Raw genomic sequence first — 26,729 nt, 5'->3', positions numbered from 1 at the left:
TGCAGTCAACTTAAGTACGCCAATACTGTTTAAAAGTTCGACTGCTTTTTTTATAGTTGGAATTTTCAATATTAAAAGCAAAGCCAACTTTCTCTTCACTCCTAACAAACAGTTTTTAAGAAATCTGATAATTCTTTTCTGTTCCTTATTTTTTACTTGCAAGTTTTTGTTTTCAGAACATTGCAAAGAAATGTGTTTTGTAATATAGAAAGCAAATTATCTGTATCTGTATTCCCGAATTCCGTGTCGAAATTCCAAAATTTCATACAACTTAATCTTAAGTTTTTTATTTTAAGATCGTTTTATGGGTAAAAATAATTTGGTTAAATCGTAAGAAAAACATTACTTTTGATTTTTTAATAATATTTTTATGATGAAAAGACGTTTATATCTATGCCTTTTAAGTGTTATCTTCTTCACTTTCAATTTACAAGCACAAAATTTTAAAAAACCACTAAGCTCATTATCTTATGATGAATTGAAAGATGCTTTTTTTAAGAATGAAGGAAAAATTGAAATCCAAAAAAAATATGTAAAAGCATTTTTGGGTAAAGCTAAAAAAGAAAACAATACTCCTAAGATTGCAAGAGGTTATTACTATTACTCATTGCTATACGATGATAACAGGAAAATTGTTTATTTTGATAGTATAATTAATAATGTAGTCCTACCCTCAGGTGAGAAAAATTTTCCTTTTGTTGCATATTTAGAAAAAGGGTATTTTTTATCAAAAAAGTATAGATACAACGATGCAATTAACAATTATTTAAAGGTAGAAAAATTAGCTTTTTCTAAGAATATAAATTATTATTATAAAGCAAAATTTGCTATTGGTATTTTAAAATCTGAGAAAATGGGTGAAGTTAAAGAGTCACTTCCTTTATTTTGGGAATGCTATGCTTTTTATAAAAGTCAAAAAAACAATCCAGATTTAACTTTTGATTATGAAGCGTCAATCTTTGCTTTAGCGGACACTTACAAATCAATAAAAAAAACAGATAGTGCAAGTTACTATAATAGATTGGGGTATTCTGAAACTAAAAGATCTAAAAATGAATATTTACATAATATTTTTATATTAAATGAAGGAGCTAATCAAGTATTAGTAAATAATTTTAAAGCAACTTTAGACAGTGTAACAAAAGCTTTACCTTATATAATTAAAAATAAAGACTATAATAATACACTTGCGGCATATTATTATAGGGCAAAGGCTTATCAAGGATTAGGTGTTAAAATTAAAGCAGTTGAAAATTATGTAAAAGTTGATTCTTTATATAGGTTAAATTTAGTCATTTCTCCAGAGTTTTCGGATGGTTATAAATTTTTAATAGATTATTATAATGAAAACGGAGATAAAGAAAATCGATTAAAATATTTAACGACTTACCTCGAAATTCAAAATCAATTTCAAAAGGAATACAAAGAATTATCTGTAAAACTTAAAAACGATTATGATTTACCAAATCTTGTAAAAGATAAAGAATCATTAATTAAGTCTTTAAAAACTGACGAGAAAAAATATTTTTGGTTAATCATTTTTTTAATTGGTTTTGCTTTATGTTTAGTGTCAATTAGTATATATCAAAGTAAACAGAAGAAAATATATAAATTAAATTTCGAAAAAATTATCAATCAGACTTCAAAACCTGAGATTCTTAATAATGTTGTTATGACTCAAACTCAAAAAAAAGACATTAACCTTTCCAATAGTTTGATTAAAGACATAAATGATAAATTGTTAAATTTCGAGAAAAACAAATTGTATAAAAACCCAAACATTAGTATTCAGTATTTGTCAAATGAGTTTGCTACTAATACAAAATACCTATCATTGGTTATAAATGAATATAAAAATAAATCGTTTATTAATTATATTAATGATTTAAGAGTTGATAATATTATTGAAGAATTAAAGCAAAATAAAAACCTTAGAAAATATACAATTGCTGCATTGGCAGAAGAAGCTGGTTTTAATACAGCTGAATCCTTTTCAAATGCTTTTTATAAACGAACAGAGATTAAACCATCATTTTTTGTTAAAGAATTAAATGGCATTTAGTCTATTGGTAATTAGGTTTTTATGATTTTTAAATACCGAAATTCTTGAATTTCGACAAGTATAATTTTATTAATTCAAAGGCAAAAATTAGGTTTGCAACTTAATTTTAAAACTAAAATATAATGAAAAAAGAAAGAAAATTCACGTTCGAAAAATTTGAAGTAGCCAAATTAAAAAATTTAAAAAAGATAACTGGTGGTGAGGATAATCAACCGATAAATACTACAAATGATGATTTCATTACTGACAAAATAAAACAACTTAGTTCAGGTTGGTGTTAACGAAATTTGTAAAATATACTCATCTATTACCTCATTAATGATGTTGGATGAGACTAAATTAAATAAGTATATGAGATTATTGACTTTTGTGGTTTGCATTATTTTAACATCATGTAAATCTAATTTTTCTAATAATAAAGAAAATAAGACAATATTGTTTCAAAGTGATTTCGTTAATAATTCAAACATTACATTATTAGAGAAATGGCATTTAGAAAATAAAAAAAAACATAAACAAAATGAAATAATTGTCGCTGTTTTAGATTCTCAAATCGATATAAATCATGAGGATTTAAAAGATCAAATTTGGGTAAATAAAAAAGAAATTCTAGGCAACAAAATTGATGAAGATGAGAATGGATATATTGACGATGTAAACGGATGGAATTTTACAGGTCATAAGTCAAACAATTTTACTAGATACAGGAATTTTGAATATTCGAGAATTGTTAGGTTGAAAAAGGAGTATCTAAAATTAAACATTAAAATCCCTTCAGATACTTTGCTTTTTTTAAATGAATATTCTCTTATAGATAATAAACAAAAGGAGGAGTTAGTTTATCACAAGAATTGGCTAAAATCAATTGAATATGCTTTTCGAATTCGACCAAAAACTATAGATACTTTAAAGTATTTTTTCCCAAAAGAAGACTATACTTATGAGCAATTAGATAGTTTGTACAAAAAAAATAAAATAAATGAAAAGACATTTAAACAGAGGAGAGATACTAATGATAGTGACTTAGGTGCTTTAATTAATTCTATGATGATAGCTATTCAAATGGGGCTTAAAGAAAAAGAACAATTATTTGAATCAAAAAATCAATTAGACTCCATAGTAAATAGAAATTTAAACATTGATTATGATGATAGAAAATTTATTGATGACAATAGCTATGTTCTGGAAAAAGGATATGGTAATAATAAATTGAATAACAACATATATCAACTAACTCATTGTACTGAAGTTTCATCAGTAATAGGCGGACAAAGAAATAATATAGGAGTAAATGGTTTTCATAATAAAATAAGAATAATGCCATTATGTATTTCTGTTTCTGGTGATGAGCATGATAAAGATATTGCTATGGCGATTTATTATGCAGTAGATAATGGCGCTAAAGTGATTAATATGTCTTTTGGGAAAGAGTTCACTTTAAATCAAGAATGGGTTACTGATGCATTTAGATATGCAGAAAAGCATAATGTGTTATTAGTGCATAGTTCGGGGAATAATAATTTTAATGTTGATAAAAATTCGTACTATCCAAGCGATATTGATTATGTAAGAAATAAAGATAATGAATTAGTAGGTAATTTCATTAATGTAGGTTCGATTTCAAAAAGAGCAGATAGTACTATGGTTTCTCCTTTTTCTAATTATGGAAAAGAAAATGTTGACATTTTTGCTCCTGGTGAAGAAATTTATGTTGCAAAACCAAATAATGAATACGGCTATGATTCTGGGACTTCACTAGCCGGCCCAATGGTCTCTGGAACTGCAGCTTTAATTTGGTTGTATTATCCAAAACTTACAGTTCATCAAGTGAAAAATATAATTTTAGAATCTGGTATATCAATTGATAAAATGGTTGTTAAACCTGGAACAAAAGATGAAATGGTTCCGTTTTCAGATTTATGTAAAACGGGTAAAATTTTGAATACATATAACGCTATGATGTTAGCCAAAAAAGTAAGTAAGCAATAAGAATAATGAAAGCGAATTCCATAAGTTGTTTTGATACTTTTATTTTAAGAACACCTTTGTTTCCAATAAATTTTTACACACAACTTCTTACTGATTATTCTTGTAATAAGTTGGTTGAGGTTTTAGATAACAACCTTATTAAAGAGGCGATTAAAATCGCTTCTCCTGAACTTATTGCTGAAATAGATAAATTACTAAGTAATCCAAAACAAATACTTCCCAATAAAAAAATAAATTTAGAATTAGCCTTGTTAAAATATATGGCAAGGCTTTCTTCCAGAGCTACTCCTTTCGGAAATTTTGCAGGTTGTAGTACTGGGATTTTTGCTAGCGAAACTTCAATTCAAATTGATAATATTGACAAGCATAAAGTGTTTACGCAATTTGACATGCATTATTGGATTGGTTTATTACAAGACATTTCTAAAAACCCATTTGTTCAATCTCATCTTGTTTATTATCCAAACTCATCATTATATAAGGTTGCTGATTTTTATAGATACATCGAATATCAATATGTAAATAAGAAAAGAGAACACACTTTGTCTTCTTTCAGGGTAAATCCTGTCTTAGATATTCTTATTGAAAATTCTAAAAAGGGTTTGAAATTTAATGAGTTGATTGAATTAATTATTGCTGATGCATCTGAATTTGAAGAAGCTAGTGAATTTGTTTTGGGATTAATTAATAACCAAATTTTAGTTAGTGAACTTGATGCTACAATTACAGGTAATTTTGATATTAAAAGGATTGTCAAAATCCTTGAAACTATTACTGATTTTAGTTTAGAATGTAACGTTTTAAGTGAAATGGATTTGCTTTTAGAAGGAAAAGTTAATCTTGTTGATTCTAAGCACCAATTTGAAAGTTTAAGAAAGTTAGTCGAAAAATTTGATAGTAAGTTTGAAGAAAAGTACTTGTTGCAAACAGATTTATATAAAAAAACGATTTGTGCTACCTTAGATAAAAAAGTGAGTTTTAAAATCAATAAAGCACTTCAGTTTTTAAGTAAGATTCGAAAAAATAAAGAAAACGGTAACTTAATTGATTTTAAGAAGGCTTTTCAAAAAAGATATGAAACTAGAGAAATGCCACTTTCAGTTGTTTTAGATTCAGAATTAGGAATTGGGTATCTTCAAAATACTAAAATGAATGATACACACACTGTTTTAGATAATTTCTCTTTTGAAAATAAGAGTAAGTCAAATTCAACAACAGAAGAATGGATAAAGCTTGATTACATTTTAGAGAAAAAACTAAAAGATGCCATTCGTAATTCTCAAGATGTTATTTTATTAGATGATAAAGATTTTGATTTTATTGAGAATGTAAATCAAAACATACCCAATACATTTTCTGTAATGGTTGAAATTTTATCCAAAAATAAGGAAGAAGTAATTTCAATAGAATCGTCTGGAAATTATAGCGCCGCAAAGTTAATCGGTAGATTTTGTAATGGAGATGAAGCTATTCATAATTTGGCCAATGAGATTATTAAAAAAGAAGCGGAATTAAATCCAAATAAAATCTTAGCGGAAATCGTTCATATTCCACAATCCAGAACAGGTAACGTATTAAGAAGGCCTTGCTTGAGAGACTACGAAATTCCGTATTTAGCGAATAGTATTTTGCCTTCTGCAAATCAAATTACAATAGAAGATTTGTATGTGTCAATAAAGAATAATAAAGTGGTTTTAAAATCGAAATCTCTAAATAAAGAAATCATTCCTTGTTTGTCTAACGCGCATAATTATTCTTATAATTCTTTGCCGATATATCATTTTTTGTGCGATTTACAAGGACAGTCTGTGCAACCAATTCCAAGTTTCAATTGGGGGATTCTAAAAAATCATCATAACTATTTCCCAAGAGTAATCTATTCTGGTGTTATCTTATCTAAAGCAAAATGGATTGTTAATTATAATGAGCTTGAAGAATTTGTTAAATTAATTTTTACTAATCAAATGATAAATGATTTTAAATCATGGAAACAAGTTAGGAAAATCCCTCAATATGTCAATTTAGTGAATGGCGACAATACCTTGTTGTTAGATTTGAATTTGGAAATCGGAATTATTTTGTTTCTCAAAACTATTAAACCTAATTCGAAAATTATTTTGGAAGAGTTTTTATTTGAAGATAATTCAGTAGTGAAAGATGTAGATTCAAATTCTTTCGCAAACCAGTTTGTAGTTTCGTTCTATAAAGTAAATAAAAATGAATAGAGTCTTTAGCTTAGGAAGTGAATGGGTGTATTTTAAAATTTATTCAGGTTATAAAATTGCCGATGTTATTCTGTTAGAATATTTAAAAGAGAAAATAGAATTGCTTGAGTCAGAAAATTATATTAAAAAATGGTTTTTTATAAGATATAACGATTCGGATAGCCATATAAGAATTCGATTTCAAGTGACTAAAACCGAAAATGTTTTTCATGTGATAAAAGAACTGAATCCTGTTTTTGAAGATGTATTACAAAAAAACTTCATTTGGAAACTTCAAAGCGATACCTATTTAAGAGAAATCGAACGCTATGGATTAAACACTATGGAAGATTCTGAAACACTATTTTATTTTGATAGCAAAATGATAATAGACTATTTAGTTTTGAAAAAAAATTTCGAAAATGAGGAAACTCAATTGCTTTTTAGTTTGCTTTCCATAGATAGTTTTTTAAATACATTTTCTTTATCAACTTCAGATAGACTTAGGTTGCTAGACGATATGCAATTAGCTTTTAAACAAGAATTTAACGCTACAAAAGTTTTAAAAAGTGAGTTAGATAAACACTATAGAGAATTAGAAAAAGAAATTTCAAATTGCATGAATTTTGTTTCAAATCATGAATTATCTCCATTGTATGAAATAGTTGAAGCAAAGTCTAAAAACATAAAAACAGTTGTAAAATCAATTAAATCAAATTTAGAAATCAATTTGAACTCCTTTCTTTCTAGTCATATTCATATGATGATAAACAGACAATTCACCTCTAGACAAAGAGAATATGAAACCTTAATTTATGATCATTTGTTCCGGTATTATAAAACGTGTTTTTATAGAAAAGCAAAACAACTACACTATGAGTAAATTTAAAATAATACTTTTTCTCTTAGCTTTATCAAGCTGTAAATCCAATTCTTTAAAACCTGTTACGTATTTACAGGAAATTAAAAAATTAAAAATTAATGAATTAAAAAATTGGCAAAATTTAGATATTCAAGAAGATAGCGTTCCAGGTATTAGTTTGAATAAATTACAAAGTAAAAAGTTTATAAAAAAACATTTTAAACCCATAATTGTTGCAGTTATTGATAGCTATATTGATGTTAAACACGAAGATTTGAAAAATCAAATTTGGATTAATAATAAAGAAATTCCGAATAATAATATTGATGACGATAAAAATGGTTATGTTGATGATGTGAATGGCTGGAACTTTTTAGGAAATAAAGAGGGGCAAAGTACATTTAGATTAAATTATGACGCAACAAGAAGATTAAGGAATTTACTAAATAAAAATATTGACACTACAAATTTTAAAGGCAATAAATTAGATTCTTTAGAATTTATTGATATTAAAACTTCTTTAATGAAAATTAAAAAAAAATATAATTCAAAATTAGAAGATTCCAAATATTATCAAGAAGCTTATGTTTCCTCATTTAAAAGAATGAATGAAATATTTAAAAGTGATAAATATTCATTAGTACAAGTCGATAGTTTGTTTAAACTTAGAGAGTTTGATGCGGATGATAATTTATATTATGATATGTATTTTGTTAGAGATTTTTTAAAAACAAACAACAATAAAGCTTGGATTGATTTATTTGAAGAAAAAACAAAAGGTGAACTACCTACGTCTTTAAATCCAATATTTAATGAAAATGATATTATAAAAGATAAAGAAACGGATATTACTGATAAAGATTATGGTAATAATCAAATTTCTAAATATTCAAATAAAACTTGGCATAGTACTATGATGTCGGGCATGATAGTAGCTAATAATGAAAATGAAATTGGAATAAAAGGATTTGGAAATCATATTAAAGTAATGCCTTTAGTTGTCTCCTCAGCATCGGGTAATAATAGAGATAAAGATATAGCGCTTGCTATCGAATACGCTGTTAATAATGGCGCAAAAGTAATAAATATGAGTTTTGGTAAATCTTCTCCTATATATCCAGAATGGATGCAAAAATCGTTAGTTTATGCTAAAGAAAAGGATGTTTTAGTGATTGTTTCTGCTGGAAATGGTAGTGAAAATTTAGATAAAGTATTTTCTTATCCAAATGATTATTATAATGTTGAAGATGAAAATGAATACATTGGTAATTTATTAATCGTAGGCGGTGTTAATCATGAAGTGAATGAAAAATTAGTTTATAAATATTCTAATTATGGTAAAAAAAATGTTGATATCGTGGCCCCTGCAACAGATATTTGGTGTTTAGATCCATTGCGTAAATATGCTATGGATGACGGAACTTCTTTTTCAGCAGCATTAACTTCTGGTTCAGCCGCATTGCTAAGATCTTGTTATCCAAATTTAACAGCTAAACAAGTAAAAGATATTATTTTACAATCTGGAATTAAATACGAAATTGAAGTTTTTATCCCTGGAGCTGAAAATAAAAAAGTAAAATTTTCTGAATTATCTAAATCCGGGAGTGTTTTGAATATTTATAACGCTATGATTTTAGCGGAAAAAATCAGTAAATAATGTAATTATGAAAATAAAAATAAGTGTGGTTTTGTTATTTAGCTCAATTATGTATGGGCAAAACGCTATAAAAGCACCATCACAATCAGTAAAAGAAGTTTATTTCGGAAAAGAAATTGTTGATGAATACAGAAATATTGAAAATTTAAAAGATTCTACAGTACTTAATTGGTTAAAAGCGGAAACGAATTTAACAAAGGCTACTTTAAGTTCAATTTCCGGTAGAAATGATTTTTTTAATAGATTGTTGAAAATAGATGATAAGCTCGATTTTGTTTACTTCGGCTACAAAGAAATTGAAAACGTAGGGGTTTTTTATTTAAAGGAATCTGTAAAAGAGAAAACTACCAAATTGTTTTTTAGAAAAAATTTAGAGAGTGAAGAAGTCTTGTTGTTTGAGCCATCCAGTTTTAAACAAAATGAAAACAAAGAACATGTAATAAGTTATTTTAATCCTAGCACCGACGGGAGTAAAGTAGCTATTGCGCTTACCGAAGGTGGAAAAGAAGTTTCAGAAATAGTAATTTATGATGTTATTAATAAGAAAGTATTACCAGATGTCATTACTAATAATTGGGCCGCAGAATTAGGAGGGATATTTTGGCTGAAAGATAACTTAAGTTTTATTTATATACACATCCCAAATATCGATAATAAACATCCCGAATTTATTAAAAATACACAGTCAGTAATTTACAAAATTGGAGATAATAGTTTAGAGCATAAAGATGTTTTCTCGAGATCAAATAACCCTGAATGTGATATTAAAAGCGAAGATTTCCCTATCATTAGCTATATAAATAAAAGTAATAACTTAATTTTTGGTATTACTGCAGGAGCTACGCCATATTCGGACACCTATTATTCCAAAGCAAATGATGTTAAAGAAGGGAAGTTGATTTGGAAAAAACTTTACAGTAAAGAGAATAACATTAAAGAGTTTGTAATTGATAAAGACAATTTTATTTATATAACAGAGATTAATGGTCAAAGTATAATTTGTAAAACCTTATTAAGTAATGCGAACTTCAACAAACCAGACATTGTTTTTGAGAGTATTAAAGATGAAATAATTAATTCAATCGTTAAGGTAAAAGAAGGTTTTTACTTTACTACATTGAAAAATGGAATTTCTGCAAAGCTTTACTTTTATAATAATAAAGTTAACGAAATAACTTTACCATTTCTTTCTGGTAAAATAATGATATCAAATATCGATGAGAATTCTAATGAACTAATCGTTTATTGTTCGGGTTGGACAAAGAAAAAGAAAAGATTTAAGTATGTTTTTGGTGAAAACATTTTTAAAGAAGCAGATCTAAATAAAGATATAAGTCTTGTAAACACTGATGAAATTGTAGTTGAGGAAATCGAGATAAAAACTCATGATGGATTAGATTTGCCGCTTACAATAATATATAAAAAAGGGTTAAAAAAGAATAGTAAAAATAGAGTTTACATGACTGGTTATGGTAGTTATGGGAGTTCATATAAGCCCTTTTTCTCGCCTTACTCATTATTGTGGGTTGAAGATGGAGGAATTCTAGTTTATACCCATGTTCGTGGTGGTGGAGAAAAAGGAGACATTTGGCACAAAGGAGGTTTTAAAGAGACAAAACCGAATACTTGGAAAGATTTTATTTCTAGTGCGGAGTATTTAATTGAAAAGAAATACACTTTACCAAAATTTATTGGCATTACTGGAGGTAGTGCGGGTGGGATTCTAATAGGTAGAGCCATTACTGAAAGGCCAGATTTATTTAAAGCGGCCATTATTGATGTCGGAATTTTAAATCCATTAAGATTTGAACATACGCCAAACGGGCAAAATAACGTTAAAGAGTTTGGTAGTGTAAAAATAGAAAATGAATTTAACGCTTTGTATGAAATGGATTCGTATCATCATATTCAAATGGGAGTTGATTATCCGGCTACCTTAGTTACAACAGGAATAAATGATTCACGAGTAATTGCTTGGATTCCTGCTAAATTTGCGGCAAAACTAAAAGCATATAATTTTGGAAAAAACCCTATTTTCTTATCAGTAGATTTTAATGGCGGTCATTCAGGTAATGATTCTATTGATAATTTCCATGGTAGTTTGGCAGATGAATTTGCATTTTTCTATTGGCAATTAGGTGATAAAAACTATAAATTGAAAAATTAATGATAACCTCAATGTAATCATATATTTGTTTATGTTCTTGTATAGACCTGACAGGTTTTTAAAACCTGTCAGGTCTATTCTGTCTTTCATTATAAGAATTTGCTAGAGAAGTATTGCATAAACCAAAATCTTCTTACTATCTTTGCCCTCGATTAAAAATTCACTTTTGGAAACAAATACCATAACCCTAAAATCAATCTTTTTAGATTTTAAAGAAATCACCAAAGCAGGCTTAGCCATAAGTGTGGTTTTTTCTTCTATTGTTGGTTATTTATTGGGGTTTTCAGATAAATATCCTTTCAGCCTTACTGCCCTTTTATTATTAGCCATTGGCGGATATTGTATGGTAGGCGCGTCAAATATTTTCAATCAGGTTATTGAAAAAGATTTAGATGCGAAAATGGACAGAACTAAAAACCGTCCCGTACCATCAGGTAGAATGTCAGTCAACAAAGCCTTAACTTTAGGGTTTGTTTTAACTTTTATAGGTTTAGTCGTTTTATATTTCATCAATCCAAAAACAGCTATGTTCGGTGCGATTTCCATATTTATGTATGTAAGTTTGTACACGCCATTAAAAACATTAACACCATTATCAGTTTTTGTTGGAGCTTTTCCAGGAGCGATCCCTTTTATGTTAGGATGGGTAGCTGCAACAGGAAGTTTTGGTATTGAAGCAGGAACCTTATTTTTAATTCAGTTTTTCTGGCAGTTTCCTCACTTTTGGGCAATCGGTTGGTTCTTATTTGAAGATTATGAAAAAGCAGGTTTCTTTATGTTGCCAACAGGTAAACGCGATAAGAAAACAGCTATTCAAACGATATTATACACCTTTTGGTTAATTATAGCGTCGGTTCTGCCAGCTTTTGGTTTTACGGGAAGATTACAATTATCTGTAGTAGGAGCAGTCATCGTATTTGTATTAGGTTGTTGGATGATGTATCACGCGATTCAACTATATAAGAACATGGATGCAAAAACTGCTAAAAGATTGATGTTAGTTAGCGTAACTTACATAACTTTGCTGCAGATTGTTTATGTCATCGATAAATTTGTATAAACACATAGAATATAAATAAAATTAAATAATGGAAAGCATTTCAATACAAGAGGCTTACGATAAAAAAGCAAAAACATACAAAATGTTGTTATACTTCGGTATGATTAGTATTATTATGATTTTTGCAGGATTAACAAGTGCGTTCGTAGTAAGTAAACAACGCCCAGATTGGTTAAAAGAGTTAGCCATTCCAGATACTTTCACATACAGTACAATTGTTTTAATAGTAAGTAGTATTACTTTCTATTTGGCAAAAAAAGCAATAAAAGCAAATAACCAGTCTTTAACTACGGTGTATTTATTAATCACTCTAGGATTAGGTTTAACGTTTGTCTATCTTCAGTTCAAAGGGTTCGATTTATTGTTCAATCAAGGGTTAGTTCCTTTCGGTTCTTCAAGCAAAGTTACGGTCTCTTTTTTGTATGCTTTCGTGTTTGTACACGTTGCTCACCTGTTTGGAGGTATGATTTCGTTAATTTATGTAATTTATAATCATTATAAACAAAAATACAATTCGTCGCAATGCCTTGGTATTGAACTAAGTGGCATGTATTGGCACTTTATGGATTTTATTTGGGTTTACTTGTTTTTATTTTTCTATTTTTTCAAATAGAAAAAAATCAATAAATTTGGGAACTTTTTAACAATAACTATTTTATGAGCGCTACGGTTAATAATGAACACGCTTTAGACGGAGGTCCAGGACCAATGGGAGCCACTTATGGTAAAATGATGATGTGGTTTTTCATCGTATCAGATGCTTTAACCTTTTCAGGTTTTATCGCTGCTTACGGATTTTCTAGATTTAAATTTATCGAAACTTGGCCAATCGCCGATGAGGTATTTACTCACTTTCCATTCTTACACGGTGTAAACGCACCAATGTACTATGTGGCATTGATGACTTTTATCCTTATCTTTTCTTCAGTAACAATGGTAATTGCCGTTGATGCTGGGCACAAATTACAAAAAACAAAAGTTGCTGTCTACATGCTGCTTACTATTGTTGGTGGTTTTATGTTCTTAGGCTCACAAGCTTGGGAATGGAAAAACTTCATTAAAGGTGAGTACGGAGCTGTTGAAACTACTGGAGGTTCTATTCTACAATTCGTAAAAGTTGATAAAACTCAAAAGAACGGATATGCAAGAGTAAAATTAGAAGAGTTTGCTGCAACTTTACCAGAAGAAAGAGAGCAATTAACTAGAGAAAAAGGAGTTTGGTTCATGGAAGAATCTTCTATTCCTGCTTATTCAATTGAAGAAGTAAAAGCTGGTTTTGCAGCTCATCCTGAAGTTTTAGTTAGAACAGAGTTCATCGTTGACAAAGAAAAAACAGTTCTTTCTCGTGAAGAGTCTGTAAAAAAATTGAATGACGGTATAATTGTGGTTCAAGGTGCAGATTTAATAAGAAACGAATACGGACATAAACTATTTGCAGATTTCTTCTTCTTTATTACTGGATTCCACGGATTTCACGTATTCTCAGGAGTAATGCTTAATATCTTAGTTTTCTTCAATGTATTATTAGGTACTTACGAAAGAAGAAAAAGTTATGAAATGGTTGAGAAAGTTGGTTTATATTGGCACTTTGTCGATTTAGTATGGGTGTTTGTATTTACATTCTTCTATTTAGTTTAATTTTTAGTAAAAAGAAAATATTATGGCACACGCACATGAATCTAACATGAAAAGAATCTGGACAGTTTTCGGAATCTTATCTATCATAACAACAGTTGAGGTTTATTTAGGTATTACTAAACCAGATGCATTGTTTAGGGAAACTTTATTAAGTATGAGTTACTTAAACTGGATATTCATTATCTTAACAGTTGTTAAAGCATACTACATTATGTGGGCTTTTATGCACTTAGAAGGTGAAAAGAAAAGTTTACGTTGGTCTATCGTAGCTCCATTAGTATTCTTAATTTTATACTTATGCTTCATCGTATTAGTAGAAGCAGATTATATTTTTGAAGTATTTAAAAATTCTCATTACAAATGGATTTTTTAACAAAATATATATAAATCAATCCCGACTAACGTCGGGATTTTTTTTTACCTTTGTTTTTCAAAATTTAGCTACCAGTAATGAAAAAATATTTAGTATTATCTGTTCTATTCATCTTGCCTATAGTGGCTTATATGTTTTTCGCAACAGCCTCACACAATTCCCTTTTTCTTCCGATTATTTCAAAAAACCATTCTGATATTCCAAGTCAATTTGTTTCTTTAAACAAGGAGAATATTACTTTAGATAAAAACATTACGGTTTTAGGTTTTCCTGGAAGTGATATTGAAGAAGTAAAAGCGAATTTATTCAACTTAAATCAGAAAATTTACAATAAATACGGCGGTTTTAAAGACTTCCAAATGGTGATGATTTTGCCAGATGGGAATCAAGAAAAAATTAAAGCCATTATGTTAGAGTTTCGAAGATTGTCTAACGACTTAAAAAACTGGCATTTTCTTTTCGGAAAACCAGAAGATATCGAAACCTATTTTAATTCTTTCCATTTTAAAAATACATTAAACGATAAATCAGGAACTTCTTTCGTGTATATTATCGATAAAGAAAAATGTGTTCGAGGAAGAAAAGGTCAAAAAATTAAAGGAAAAGTAGAATACAGGGAATGTTACAATACCATTTCAGCTGCAGAATTGCATAACGAAATGTCTGACGACGTAAAAATTCTACTTCGCGAATACCGTTTAGCCTTGAAAAAGAACAAACGTAAAGACGAATTTAGAGATAAAATTGAACAAGAAGTTAAGAAGAACTAAAGAGCCAAGTAAAAAGTAAAAAGAATCAAGTATATTAAGTTGTTTAATTCTAGTAATGTCACACTGAGCGGAGTCGAAGTGTTTCGTTTAAAAACATAATCATGAAAAAAAACTCATACATCGGAATATCATTTATCATTTTATTGTTCGGAATTTGGACAGTGAAAGAATTAACCGAAAAATTTAAGGATAATGGTTTAGTGAACTTAGACAAAAAAGTGCCTACGTTTGAATTGACCGACCAAAATGGTAAAAAAATATCTAACAAATCATATGAAGGAAAAGTGTATGTAGTAGAGTTTTTCTTCGCGTCTTGTCCAACTATTTGTCCGAAAATGAATCAAAACATGTTGCAATTGCAAGAAACGTTTTATGGCGATTTGAATTTCGGAATTGCTTCTATAACTATTGATCCAGAAAACGATACAGTTGCTTCCTTAAATGAACACGCTAAAAAACTAGGTGCAAAACATTCTAATTGGCATTTTCTAACAGGCGATTACGACTATATTATGAATTTAGCTAACAAAGGATTTAATATTTTTGCTGGAAAAAATGAAAAAGTCCAAGGCGGTTTTGAACATTCTGGATTATTCGCTTTAATCGATAAAGAAGGAAATATCAGATGTAGAAAAGATAAATTCGGTAATCCAATTTTATACTACGATGGTTTAGAACAAACTGGAATCGACGCAATCAAAGAAGACATCAAATTATTATTAGAAGAGTAAATTTAAATCAGTTTAATCTGCGTGCCTAAAAATAAACACATTATGGAAAACAACATAGAAACAAAATACAACAAACTAATTACAGCCGTATCCATCATTATTCCACTTGCAGTAGCAGCATTGTTTGGAGTTAACTTAAGAAAATTAGGATACGATGTAGAACCGTTAAATTTTTTACCTCCAATTTATGCTACTATTAATGGTATTACAGCAGTTTTATTAATTACAGCAGTTTTAGCAATTAAAAACGGAAAAAGAAAACTACATGAAAACTTAATGAAAACTGCAATTGCATGTTCTATTGCGTTTCTGTTAATGTATGTGGCGTATCACATGACCTCAATTTCTGCAGTTTATGGAGATGTAAATCATAATTCTATTTTAGAGGAATCTGAAAAATTAGCTGTAGGAAGTTCAAGAGCTATTTATTTGATTATTCTTTTAACCCATATTGCCCTTTCAGTAATTATCATTCCATTAGTTTTAATTACTTATGTGAGAGCTTTAGCACAACGTTTTGACAGGCATAAAAAAATTGCCAAGATTACGTTTCCAATTTGGTTATATGTTGCTATTACTGGTGTTGTGGTTTATGTAATGATTTCTCCGTATTATGTTAAATAAAGTTAGAAGTTGGAAGCAGGAAGTTGGAAGTAAAGCTGTAGTTTTTGCTATTGCCTTTTGCCTTTTGCCTTTTGCCTCAATTGGACAGTGCGCTATGTGTCGAGCTTCCTTACAAAACGAAGCAAATAAAGCTGCAGCAGAAGGCGTAAACGATGGAATTGTGTATTTAATGGCAATACCTTACATTTTAGTAGCTGGTGTTTTTTACGCGGTTTACAGACTAAAACAAAAAAAGAAAGAACTTAATTAGAATGAGGAATTTACTTTTGTTTGGATTGTTTTTATTTTTAAGTTGTGATCGTGTTTCAGATAAATTAACGACTATTAGTGAAGATCTGGATTTCAATCATACACTTAATACTTCAAATACTTTAAAAGTAGAAGTTTTTACAGGTTTTGATAAAGATAGTTTTAGAGTGTTTGATGAGAAAAATATTTTACTAAGTGCGAAAATCGATGAATTGAAAACGCTTATCGATAATGCTTCTAGAAATGGATATGATTGTTGTACTTCTGAAGATTTTATTTTTAAATTTTATGATGATACTGATTTAATTGATTCTTTCTCTGTAAGTACAACCGAAAGTTTAGATTATGTCATATTGTATGAACAAGGCTGTCAGTATTCCTATTCAATTAATAAAAAAGATTGGAATAAATATTTTAAAGAAATAAATTAAAAAATCCCGACTCGTTTCAAAACCAGTCGGGATTTTTTTATTCTTAAATCGTAAATCAAAAATCTTAAATAAGATTAATCCATTCCGTCAATCGTAATTTTCATTGTTCCTGTAGAAGTAATAAAAGCCACAATTCCTTTTTCGGTTAGTTCCATTTTTTCAAAGATGAAATCATTTAATTTTCCATTTACAAAAACACCTTTCATAGGTGAGTAATTCGTTAAATACGGCAACATGTTTTTCTTGCCTTCGTCTAAATTGGGTTTGATAGAATATTTACAACTTTCTTTAATTTTATTCAAAATCATGCCTTGTAACAACCAATTAGCAGTTCGAGTTAAAATGCCTTTGGTGTTTAAAACATAATCCATTTCTTCAAAATAAATTTCTTTGGTTTCTGAATTGTATTTTGGAATTCCCGCTAAATAAATCGTACCGTTTACAGAACCTAACATGTCTAACGCAATAATCATTTTGCCATCTTTATACCATAAATCGACTTTTTGAACAGTAATTTTTCGTTTTCCAGAACCAAATTCCTGACCTAAAAAATTTTTCGTCATAATTCTGCTTGCACTTTCATAAGTAGAAACCGCTGCAACTGAAGCATTAAAATCGGATGGAATTTTACTTACCGCTTTCGAAACAATTTTCGTTTTATCAAATCCGTTTTTTGGTTTTTGTCCGATTAAGGTTTGCATCTGACATTTCATGCCTAAATTCATCGTAATTTTTGAATGACTCAAAACCGCATTCGTGCTGTAAATTTCATTCGGAACTAATTTAAACCATGTTTCATATGCTTCATTAGCCATAAATGGAGTAGAAATAGTTTCTAAAACATCCATTACTTGTTCTTTAAAATCGCAGCTTTTATTAATCGCTTCATCAATCATCTTAGCTACTTTTCCTTTAAAAATAGATAAAGTCGGATTGATAATATAAGTAATCGGAACATTTTTTCCAGCTACCAAAATACTCGGACTTTCGCTCCATTCGAAATCTTCGATTTTAGAAGTCGTGTTTAATTTCCAATTCGCAAAATTAGCTTTGCTATTTAAAGTTATGGTTCCGTTTAAGTTGATTTCTCTCGTATCGTTTAAACCCATAAACTCAGTTCCATATTTGATCTTAGCCCATATTTTTAATGGAATAACAGAAACTATTTCACCGTTTTTCTCCATCAATTTAATGTCCGATGTTTTCCAAATTTTCATTTCAGTTTTATCGTCACTCAAAATGGAGTCGTTGTAAATTAATCCTTTTAAGTTTTTGTTCAAATGAAATTCAATCTCTTTCATGCTTACTTCCATTGGCATGGAAATTAAGGAAGTTTTATTGCTATAAACAATTGGTGCATTATCAGTTGGCTCTGGTTTTATTGTATCAATTCTTTTTGTAGTACTGCAACTAAAAAGCCCGAGAGTTACCATTCCGAAAAGCAAAATTTTAATTTTTAAATTCATGTTATTATAAATATATTATGATGACAACGCCAAGAAATTCAAAATATTGTTTTTTAAAAAATCTTCTGATTTAGCGTTTTTCAGGCATAAAAGTAAAATTTTAATTGTAAAGTGTAACATTTTTTTCAAAAATTGGTCAAATAGGAAAACAATTATAATAATGAAGTCAGTACAACTAGTATTTGTATTATTTTTTGTGAGTGTTGCGTCTTTTGCCCAAGAAAAAAAATGGACCTTAAAAGAATGCATCAATCACGCCATTAAAAATAATATTTCCATAAAGCAATCGGAATTAGATTTACAAACCACCGCCATTTCTAAAAAAGATGCGATTGGTAATTTTCTACCAAGTTTAAACGGAAGTGCTTCCCATGGATGGAATTTCGGATTTAGTATTAATCCAATTACCAACGATAGAACCAATCAAACCAATCAGTTTTCTAGTTTTGGTTTAAACGGTGGTTTTGATGTGTATAAAGGGTTGCAAAATGTGAATCAGTTAAGAAAAGCGAATTTATCCATTATTGCTTCTCAATATCAATTGACAAAAATGCAAGAAGATGTTGCCTTAAATGTAGCGAATGCCTATTTGCAAATTTTGTTCAATAAAGAAAATTTGAAAGTGCAAACTGTACAAAATTTATTGGATACTAAGCAATATAACAGAACCGTTCAATTGGTAGAAGCTGGAAATGTGCCTAAAGGCGATTTATTAGATATTCAAGCAACTATGGCTTCTGGAAAGCAACGTGTAATTGTTGCTGAAAATGCTTTAATGTTGTCAAAATTAAGTTTAGCGCAATTGCTTCAAATTCAAGATTTTCAAAATTTTGATGTTTCGGATGAAGATATGCCGACTATGTTGTCCACTATTTTAAGTGAAACACCAGATGCAGTTATTGCTAAAGCAAAAGAGAGTAGAACAGAATTAAAACTGGCCAAAGCCAATTTAGAAATCGCTAACAAAGATATTCAAATTGCTAAAGGTGCTTTTCAACCTACACTTAGTGTGAATTATGGTTTGAATTCAAATATTAGTTATAATAAAATTCCTTATTTGAATCAATCTACTGGAGCAATTGATTACAATAGAGCGAGTCCGTTTTTTCAACAATTCGAAAATAATTTCGGACAAAATATTGGTGTTCAAATGAATATTCCAATTTTTAATGGATTTGCAACTCGAAACAATGTACAAAGAAATAAAGTCAATTACGAAAAAGTAAAACTAAATGTTTCACAACAAGAATTAGAGGTAGAACGTAATGTTTTTACAGCTTATACCGATACAAAAGCAGCTAAAGAAAGTTATGAAGCTGCTTTACAAATTGAAAAAGCTCGTGAATTAGCCATGCAATATGCGAAAGACAGATACGAAATTGGTATGATGAATATTTTCGATTACAACCAATCTCAAACCGCATTCGTAAATGCACAATCAGAAGTATTAAGAACCAAGTACGATTATATTTTTAGAATCAAAATTTTAGAATTTTATTTCGGAATTCCACTTATAGAAAAACAATAAAGCCATGTCAAGAAAAAAATTATTTATCATTTTAGGAAGTGTAGTTGCAGTAATTGCACTATTAATTGTTCTGAAAAAATCTGGAAAAATTGGAAGTAACGATGACGGTAAAGTTGTTGAAGTTTCTAAAGCGCAAACAATGACAGTTGTTGAGACGGTTTCTGCTACTGGTAAAATTCAACCAGAAATTGAAATTAAAATTATGCCAGAAGTTTCAGGTGAAGTTATTGCTTTAAATGTAAAAGAAGGTCAAGAAGTTAAAAAAGGACAATTGTTAGTGAAAATTAATCCAGATATTTATACTTCTGGTGTAGATAGAACTGTGGCATCGTTGTCAACTTCAAAAGCAGGTGTAAGTCAAGCCGATGCTCAAGTTAAAGAAGCAAAAGCGAATTACGATAGAAATAAAAAACTATATGATAAAGGTGTAATTTCTCGTTCAGAATGGGACAGAATTGTTTCTGCTTATGAAGTAGCTGTGGCTAGTAAACAATCGGCATATTATCAAATGAAATCGGCTTCGGCAAACGTAACAGAAGCTAGCGATAACTTAAAAAGAACAACTATTTTCGCGCCAGCAGATGGAACAATCTCTAAATTAGATATCGAATTAGGTGAAAGAGTTTTAGGGCAACAACAAATGGCTGGAACTGAAATGATGCGTATTGCCAACTTAAATAACATGGAAGTTGAAGTAGACGTAAATGAAAATGATATTGTAAAAGTAAGCATTGGTGATTCGGCTAAAATTGAAGTGGATGCGTATTTAAAAAGAAAATTTGATGGAGTGGTAACTAGTATTTCTAACTCGGCAACAACAGGTTTAACAGCAGATCAAGTAACTAATTTTAAAGTTAAAGTGAGATTAGTTAAAGAATCGTACCAAGATTTATTAGAAGGAAAACCAGTGAGTTATTCACCTTTCCGTCCAGGAATGACGGCTACAGTTGATATTGAAACAAAAAGAAGTACTAATGTTTTAGCGGTGCCAATTAGTGCTATTGTAATCAAAGATGATACGACTTCAACTAAGAAAGATATTGTAGCAGAAATTGAAAAAGAAGAAGCGGAGAAAAAAGGTAAAGCGCCTAAAAAAGATATCAAATTCGAATGTGTTTTTGTTAAAGTTGGCGATAAAGCTAAGATTAGAGTCGTGAAAACTGGAATTCAAGATGATACAAACATTGAGATTTTATCAGGTTTGAAAAAAGGTGATGAAATTATTACAGGTCCTTATACTTTAGTTTCAAAAGAATTAATGCCAAATGATAAAGTACGATTAGAAACCAAATCGGATAAAGACAAAAAAGCAAAAGAACAGAAAAGTTAGTTATAATTAGATTTTGATTTTAAAAAGACACAAGAAATTGTGTCTTTTTTTTGTTTCTTTGTATCACTTAAATAGTATTAAAATGGCATTACTTCTCAATATAGAAACCGCAACTAAAAATTGTTCCATAGCTTTGGCTAAAGACGGAATAACTATAGCTATAAGAGAAATCGCAACTCAAAATTTTTCTCATGCTGAAAAACTACACGTTTTTATTGAAGAACTTTTTGCAGAAACGAATTTAAAGTTACAAAATTTAGATGCGATTGCAGTTAGTCAAGGTCCGGGTTCTTATACCGGTTTGCGAATTGGAGTTTCGGCAGCTAAAGGTTTGTGTTATGCGTTGTCGGTTCCGTTAATTGCTGTTGACACGTTAGAATTATTAGCCAGAAAAATTACTATTACAGAAGGAATTATTGTTCCAATGATTGATGCACGTAGAATGGAAGTGTTTTGTGCGTTCTTTGATAGTAACTACAACAAAATCAGAGAAACCAAAGCCGAAATTATTGACGAAACCAGTTATCAAGATATTTCAGAAACTATGCATTTAATTGGTGACGGCGCTATGAAATTTAAAGACGTTTTAACAGCTGCAAAATTTCAATATTACCCAGAAATAGAATTTCCATCGGCTACAGAAATGGCATTAGTTTCTTTTGAAAAATTCCAAAAAAAGGAATTCGAAGATGTTGCTTATTTCGAACCTTTTTATTTGAAAGATTTTGTTTTGATGACGAAGAAGATATGAGAAAGTACAAGTTTATAATTGGAAGTATAGTTGTTCTTTTACTAATATTTTATATCATAAATAGAGATGTTAATGATACAATGTCTCAAATTGATATTTCTCAGAAAAATTTTGACAAAGACGATTCTTTAATATTGAAAAAGGAAATTTTAAATAAGTTAAAAGTTGAAACAGTAATAAAATCTAAAAAACGAAATGCTTTAAAATTGTATAAATACAATAATAAGTATAACTTTTATTTTACAAAAATTGATTTAAAAAACGATATTTCATTAGATGAAATAATTAGTTTTAATAATGAATCAACTTCTCAAGATGTAATCATTTCTCATTGCCAGTTACAATCAAATAAATATTATGATATTCAGTTTAGAAACGAAAATTTATCTTCAGTTTCAAAAATATTTTTTTCTTTATCAGGTGATGAAAAGCAATTAAAGAAAATTGTTCATACTAAGAATTTTATATCTTACAGCTTACCTTTAACTACCATGTCGTTGCAATACGAAAATATAAATAACCCAACAGATGTTTTTGTAGAGGCTAGTGGTTCCAATTTTCTTTTTAAGAAAAAAGTTCCTTTTATTGTTTCGTTCTATAAAAAAGAGAAATCAATTTATTTATTATTGTTGACTCCAATTGAAAAAGAAACCAAGATGAATTCGAATTTTTTAGAAAAAATTATTAAATATTAAACTGAAATACTTCGCAATACTTCCCCTCTTTTAGAGGGGTGTCCGTAGGGTGGTGTGTAAAAAATAAGTTCTAATATGACAGAATCTCTAACTATAAAAGGTAATCCTCTCAAAGCAAACTACATTCTTAATCTACCATATAATTCTGCATTAAAAGACAGAGCAAAAGCCTTAAGAAAGCTGGTAATTTTGCAGAAGTCGTGTTTTGGAAACAAGTAAGAAACAAAGAATTTTGGCAATTAGATTTTGATAGACAAAGAGTAATTGGCAATTGTATTGTAGATTTTTATGTGAAAAGTTTAGGACTTGTAATTGAAATTGATGGCGAAAGTCATAATGAAAAAGAAGATTATGACTCCAAAAGAGATGAGTTTATGATTTCTATTGGTATCAGAATTTATAGAATTTCAAAACTTCGAGTATTACACGATTTAGAAAATATAATGATAGAATTGGAAAATTATATTATTCAAGAATATAAAGTTTGACACCCCGAACTACGGCCACCCCTCTAGAAGAGGGGAATTAAAATGTGCCTAAATCTAAATTCTCACCAAATCCTTGCATTGTTCTAAAATATCTGATTTCACTTGCATGTGATGGGCGTTTTCTGTCCAAACTCTTGCGCTAAAATGAATTGATGTTTCTGTGAAATTATTGATAAAAACATCTGTTTTTGGTTCTTTTAAAATCAATGGATGTTGATTGATAATTGCTGCAATTTTGTTTTTAATATCTGTAACATCAGACTTATAGTTCGTAATAATATCAATATCAACACGTCTTGTACTTAGCTGACTGTGATTTTTTATTTTTCCGTTAGATAACATCCCGTTCGGAATATAAACTACTTGATTGTTTGAAGTAATCATTTTGGTTGAAAAAATTAAAATTTCGGCAACACTTCCTTGTTCGCCTTGGACTTCAATGGTATCGCCAACTCGAAAGGGTTTGAATAAAATAATTAGAATTCCTCCCGCAAAATTAGATAACGAACCTTGTAAAGATAAACCAACAGCTAAACCAGCCGCCCCTAAAATAGCAACAAAAGAAGAAGTTTCTACACCTAATTTAGAAATTACAGTGATGAAAAGCATGGTTCTTAAGGTCCAAAAAATAATATTACCTAAAAAATTGGTTAACGTAATTTCAACGTTTCTTTTGGTCATTAATTTTTTGGCCGTTTTGGTTATAAAACTCGTAAGCCATAATCCGCCAAATAAAATAAGTAAGGCAACTGCTACTTTAGGAGAATAATCAAAAATTAGATCTTTTATAGTATTTAAGTAGGTTTGAAATTCCATTATATTTTTTTTGCAAAAATAAAAAAGCGCTCTATAATTAGAACGCTTTTTAACTATTTTTTATTGATTTAATTTATCTTAAATTTATTAACCATTCATAGCTTCAACTATAATAGTGTTGTTTTTTAACATATCACGTAACATGTTTTCAATACCGTTTTTCAAGGTAAATGTTGATGAAGGACAACCGCTACAAGCACCTTGTAAAGTTACTTTTACCACATTTGTAGTTTCGTCATATGAATTAAATGTAATGTTCCCACCGTCACTTTGAACTGCTGGTTTCACATATTCTTCTAAGATATTGATGATTTCTTGAGAAGTTACATCTAAATTATCAAAAAATTCCTCTTGTTTAATTTTGAAGTTATCTGTTTTTTCGATTAAACTTTCGTCTACAACTACATCGGTTTGTTCTAAATATTGTTTTAAAAATGTACGTAATTCTAATGTAATTTCGTTCCATTCTGCAATGTCATATTTCGTAATAGAAATGTAATTCTCATCGATAAATACTTCTTTCACGAATGGAAAACTAAATAAATCTTTAGCTAATGGTGAAGCTTTAGTTTCATCAATATTTTTGCATTCCACGGCTGTGTTTGTTAGTTTTTTATTCGCAACAAACTTCGTAACTGCAGGATTTGGTGTAGATTCTGCGTAAATTGTGATTGGGTTTTTCTTTGTTGAAGTTTCTTCCAAAATAATTTTCCCGCCTTTTTCAATAAAATCTTCAATTTGCTGCGCTACATCATCTTGAACATTTTCCCATTCCACAATTGAAAATTTTTCAACTGCAATGAAATTTCCCGAAATATATACTGATTTTACAAACGGTAGGTAGAATAATTGTTTCGCTAATGGTGAGTTAGCAGTTTCATCAATATTTTTAAACTCAAAGTTTTGATTTCTAGTGATAAACTCCTCAAGTTCAAATTTAACAATTGATATATTATTTGTGATTTTTATAGAAATTTTGCCCATTTTATTACTTTTTTTGCAAAGATACAAACATTACATTAAGTAAAGTTATATATTTGAACATTATAAATTTGTTAACACAATATTAAATTAGTTAACACAATATCAAACAACTACTAAATATATACAAAAAAAATGAAAAAAATTACTTTATCGGTTATTTTATTGTTTTTAAGTGGAATGTTATTTTCACAATCAATAAATGTAAATACTACATCTTACACTGTGCCTCAGTTAATTCAGAACGTATTAATTGATTCACCATGTGCTCAAGTTAGTAACTTTCTTACACAAGGAAATTGTGGAGTAGGGTATTTCTCTTATGGTGGCCCATCTTCAGGTTTTGCTTTTCAAGATGGTGTTATTATTAGATGTGGAAATGCTATTAATTCTTCTGGAAGTTTCACAGGTTCAAATATGAGTAGTGTTTGTTCTGGAACTGGAGACGCAGAACTTCTTGCTATAAGTCAAGCAAACGGAAATACTGGTAGTATTAATGATGCTTCGTTTGTCAAATTTAATTTTACTCCTTTCACAGATAATTTTAGTTTTAATTTCGTTTTTGCATCAAATGAATATGGTACTTATCAATGTACTTTTGGTGATGTATTTGCATTCATTTTAACTGATATTACTGCAGGAACTCCACCTCAGAATTTAGCTGTAATACCAGGAACAAGTACACCAGTTTCTGTTACAAATATTAGAAATAATACTCATAATGGTGGGTGTCCATCTGTAAACCCTGCTTTTTTTGATGTTTATTCTCCAAGTCTTCCAGCTGCAAATACTGCAATGAACATGATGGGGTATACTGTTCCGATGACAGCGTCTGCAACAGTTATTCCTAATCATAATTATACTATAAAATTAGTTATTGGAGATTATAATGATACTGCTTTTGATTCTGCTGTTTTTATAGAAGGTGGAAGTTTTAATGTTGGAGTTGCTAATTTAACTTATCCTATTGGTTTAGGAGGTGCTTATACTCAAGATATGTTAGTTTCTAACGGTCAAGCTATTTGTCCAGGTGAAACTAGAGCTTTAAATACAGGATTAAATGCAGCTAATTTTGATTTTGTTTGGACTTTAAACGGTGCTAATTTAAATATTGATGCGCCATCAATTATTGTTAGTCAACCAGGAACTTATTGTGTGAGTGCAAGTGTTACTGGTGGTGGAAGTTGTTCACAAACAGATTGTATTGTTGTAGAATATTTTACAGGTTTTGATATTAATGAAGCACCTGGAGACCAATATGTTTGTAGTTCACCTGTAAATTTGACAGTATATGATAATCTTATTTTAGGTACTCAAGATCCTGCTATTCACGAAGTACAATATTACTATACAATGGCCGATGCGCAAGCTGAGAACAATCCAATTACTGCTCCTATACCATTGGCTTTAGGTTCTTCTATTCCTATTGTAGCTAAAGTAATTAACATATTTGCAGCTTGTCCTGAATATGCTAATTTTAATGTTGTTCATGTTTCAGCTAATACAGTAGCAGCTGCATCAACAACTCCTTCTTTGTGTTTGGGTGCGTCATTAGTACCTACGGTTACTCATGCTACTACAGGAGCAACAGGAATTGGAGCGGCAACTGGTTTGCCAGCTGGAGTTACAGCTTCTTGGTCGGGAAATGTTATTACAATTTCAGGAATTCCAAGCGCAATTGGAACATTCAATTATACGATTCCATTAACTGGAGGATGTGGAACAGCTAATGCTACTGGGACTATTATAGTTACGCCTGGAGATACTGTTACAGCTGCTTCTTCAACACCTACTTTATGTGTGAATACAGTTTTAACAGCTATTACTCATACAACAACAGGAGCTACAGGAATTGGA

25 protein-coding genes are annotated in these 26,729 nt (G+C 29.5%); 22 read left to right on the top strand and 3 right to left on the bottom strand.

Features of this window, described 5'->3' with window-relative positions:
* The first annotated feature begins 370 nt into the window (after positions 1–370).
* The 16 genes from G6N05_RS14760 to G6N05_RS14685 all read left to right on the top strand — a co-directional run bounded on the left by G6N05_RS14760 (position 371) and on the right by G6N05_RS14685 (position 16,817).
* A complete protein-coding gene (locus tag G6N05_RS14760) occupies positions 371–2,062 on the top strand; it encodes a helix-turn-helix domain-containing protein (protein ID WP_166131479.1) in 1,692 nt (563 codons plus the stop codon).
* A gap of 122 nt (positions 2,063–2,184) precedes the next feature.
* The gene (locus G6N05_RS14755; protein ID WP_166131476.1) at positions 2,185–2,343 is read left to right on the top strand and encodes a hypothetical protein; all 159 of its coding nucleotides are present in this window, start codon (positions 2,185–2,187) and stop codon (positions 2,341–2,343) included.
* A 70-nt stretch (positions 2,344–2,413) separates the two neighbouring features.
* Positions 2,414–4,051 (top strand): S8 family peptidase, encoded by a 1,638-nt coding sequence (locus G6N05_RS14750; protein WP_166131473.1) that lies wholly within the window; start codon positions 2,414–2,416, stop codon positions 4,049–4,051.
* Between the two features lie 5 nt (positions 4,052–4,056).
* Complete coding sequence (locus G6N05_RS14745) at positions 4,057–6,276, top strand: lantibiotic dehydratase family protein (protein ID WP_166131470.1); 2,220 nt, start codon at positions 4,057–4,059, stop codon at positions 6,274–6,276.
* Positions 6,269–7,138, top strand: coding sequence for a thiopeptide-type bacteriocin biosynthesis protein (locus G6N05_RS14740; RefSeq protein WP_166131467.1), 870 nt, complete (start codon positions 6,269–6,271; stop codon positions 7,136–7,138). The genes G6N05_RS14745 and G6N05_RS14740 overlap by 8 nt, the downstream gene beginning before the upstream one ends.
* The gene (locus tag G6N05_RS14735) at positions 7,131–8,774 is read left to right on the top strand and encodes a S8 family serine peptidase (protein ID WP_166131464.1); all 1,644 of its coding nucleotides are present in this window, start codon (positions 7,131–7,133) and stop codon (positions 8,772–8,774) included. The genes G6N05_RS14740 and G6N05_RS14735 overlap by 8 nt, the downstream gene beginning before the upstream one ends.
* A 7-nt stretch (positions 8,775–8,781) precedes the next feature.
* Positions 8,782–10,941 carry a prolyl oligopeptidase family serine peptidase gene (locus G6N05_RS14730; protein WP_166131461.1) on the top strand — a complete coding sequence of 720 codons (2,160 nt, stop codon included), beginning with the start codon at positions 8,782–8,784 and terminating at the stop codon, positions 10,939–10,941.
* Between the two features lie 166 nt (positions 10,942–11,107).
* Complete coding sequence (cyoE, locus tag G6N05_RS14725; protein WP_205729771.1) at positions 11,108–12,001, top strand: heme o synthase; 894 nt, start codon at positions 11,108–11,110, stop codon at positions 11,999–12,001.
* 28 nt (positions 12,002–12,029) lie between these two features.
* Positions 12,030–12,614 (top strand): cytochrome c oxidase subunit 3, encoded by a 585-nt coding sequence (locus tag G6N05_RS14720; RefSeq protein ID WP_166131458.1) that lies wholly within the window; start codon positions 12,030–12,032, stop codon positions 12,612–12,614.
* A gap of 44 nt (positions 12,615–12,658) precedes the next feature.
* Positions 12,659–13,639, top strand: coding sequence for a cytochrome c oxidase subunit 3 (locus G6N05_RS14715; protein WP_166131453.1), 981 nt, complete (start codon positions 12,659–12,661; stop codon positions 13,637–13,639).
* A 22-nt stretch (positions 13,640–13,661) separates the two neighbouring features.
* On the top strand, positions 13,662–14,012 hold the full coding sequence (locus G6N05_RS14710) for a cytochrome C oxidase subunit IV family protein (RefSeq protein ID WP_166131450.1): 351 nt from the start codon (positions 13,662–13,664) through the stop codon (positions 14,010–14,012).
* 77 nt (positions 14,013–14,089) lie between these two features.
* On the top strand, positions 14,090–14,782 hold the full coding sequence (locus G6N05_RS14705; protein ID WP_166131447.1) for a hypothetical protein: 693 nt from the start codon (positions 14,090–14,092) through the stop codon (positions 14,780–14,782).
* 101 nt (positions 14,783–14,883) lie between these two features.
* Complete coding sequence (locus G6N05_RS14700) at positions 14,884–15,513, top strand: SCO family protein (protein WP_166131444.1); 630 nt, start codon at positions 14,884–14,886, stop codon at positions 15,511–15,513.
* A 42-nt stretch (positions 15,514–15,555) separates the two neighbouring features.
* Positions 15,556–16,137, top strand: a complete 582-nt coding sequence (locus G6N05_RS14695) for a DUF420 domain-containing protein (RefSeq protein WP_166131442.1) — start codon at positions 15,556–15,558, stop codon at positions 16,135–16,137.
* Positions 16,127–16,387: a hypothetical protein gene (locus G6N05_RS14690; protein ID WP_166131439.1), complete on the top strand. Its 261-nt coding sequence runs from the start codon at positions 16,127–16,129 to the stop codon at positions 16,385–16,387. The genes G6N05_RS14695 and G6N05_RS14690 overlap by 11 nt, the downstream gene beginning before the upstream one ends.
* A gap of 1 nt (position 16,388) precedes the next feature.
* Positions 16,389–16,817 (top strand): hypothetical protein, encoded by a 429-nt coding sequence (locus G6N05_RS14685; protein WP_166131436.1) that lies wholly within the window; start codon positions 16,389–16,391, stop codon positions 16,815–16,817.
* Between the two features lie 74 nt (positions 16,818–16,891).
* Here the strand turns inward: G6N05_RS14685 and G6N05_RS14680 are convergent, their stop codons facing one another.
* Positions 16,892–18,283, bottom strand: a complete 1,392-nt coding sequence (locus G6N05_RS14680) for a DUF4403 family protein (protein WP_166131433.1) — start codon at positions 18,281–18,283, stop codon at positions 16,892–16,894.
* 160 nt (positions 18,284–18,443) lie between these two features.
* On the opposite strand from G6N05_RS14680, the gene G6N05_RS14675 reads away from it, so the two are divergent.
* The 5 genes from G6N05_RS14675 to G6N05_RS14655 all read left to right on the top strand — a co-directional run bounded on the left by G6N05_RS14675 (position 18,444) and on the right by G6N05_RS14655 (position 23,075).
* Positions 18,444–19,811, top strand: a complete 1,368-nt coding sequence (locus G6N05_RS14675) for a TolC family protein (RefSeq protein ID WP_166131431.1) — start codon at positions 18,444–18,446, stop codon at positions 19,809–19,811.
* Between the two features lie 4 nt (positions 19,812–19,815).
* Positions 19,816–21,141 (top strand): efflux RND transporter periplasmic adaptor subunit, encoded by a 1,326-nt coding sequence (locus G6N05_RS14670; RefSeq protein WP_166131427.1) that lies wholly within the window; start codon positions 19,816–19,818, stop codon positions 21,139–21,141.
* Positions 21,142–21,223: 82 nt separating this feature from the next.
* Positions 21,224–21,892 carry a tRNA (adenosine(37)-N6)-threonylcarbamoyltransferase complex dimerization subunit type 1 TsaB gene (gene tsaB, locus G6N05_RS14665; RefSeq protein WP_166131425.1) on the top strand — a complete coding sequence of 223 codons (669 nt, stop codon included), beginning with the start codon at positions 21,224–21,226 and terminating at the stop codon, positions 21,890–21,892.
* Positions 21,889–22,587, top strand: coding sequence for a hypothetical protein (locus tag G6N05_RS14660; protein WP_166131422.1), 699 nt, complete (start codon positions 21,889–21,891; stop codon positions 22,585–22,587). Before tsaB ends, G6N05_RS14660 begins: the two co-directional genes overlap by 4 nt.
* A gap of 200 nt (positions 22,588–22,787) precedes the next feature.
* Positions 22,788–23,075 (top strand): DUF559 domain-containing protein, encoded by a 288-nt coding sequence (locus tag G6N05_RS14655; RefSeq protein WP_317167492.1) that lies wholly within the window; start codon positions 22,788–22,790, stop codon positions 23,073–23,075.
* Positions 23,076–23,129: 54 nt separating this feature from the next.
* Here the strand turns inward: G6N05_RS14655 and G6N05_RS14650 are convergent, their stop codons facing one another.
* Together G6N05_RS14650 and G6N05_RS14645 are read right to left on the bottom strand one after the other, a co-directional pair.
* Positions 23,130–23,891 (bottom strand): mechanosensitive ion channel family protein, encoded by a 762-nt coding sequence (locus G6N05_RS14650; protein ID WP_166131419.1) that lies wholly within the window; start codon positions 23,889–23,891, stop codon positions 23,130–23,132.
* 87 nt (positions 23,892–23,978) lie between these two features.
* Entirely contained in the window at positions 23,979–24,875 is an 897-nt protein-coding gene (locus tag G6N05_RS14645; protein ID WP_166131416.1) for a NifU family protein, read from the bottom strand.
* Between the two features lie 132 nt (positions 24,876–25,007).
* Between G6N05_RS14645 and G6N05_RS14640 the strand changes: the two genes are divergently transcribed.
* Positions 25,008–26,729: choice-of-anchor L domain-containing protein (locus tag G6N05_RS14640; protein WP_187003019.1), on the top strand; the 1,722-nt coding region annotated here is incomplete at its 3' end.

It is taken from the genome of Flavobacterium bernardetii (assembly GCF_011305415.1).
Taxonomy (GTDB): Bacteria; Bacteroidota; Bacteroidia; order Flavobacteriales; family Flavobacteriaceae; genus Flavobacterium; species Flavobacterium bernardetii.
The sequence above is the reverse complement of the archived record's forward strand: the minus strand, read 5'-3'. Positions and strand labels throughout refer to the sequence as shown.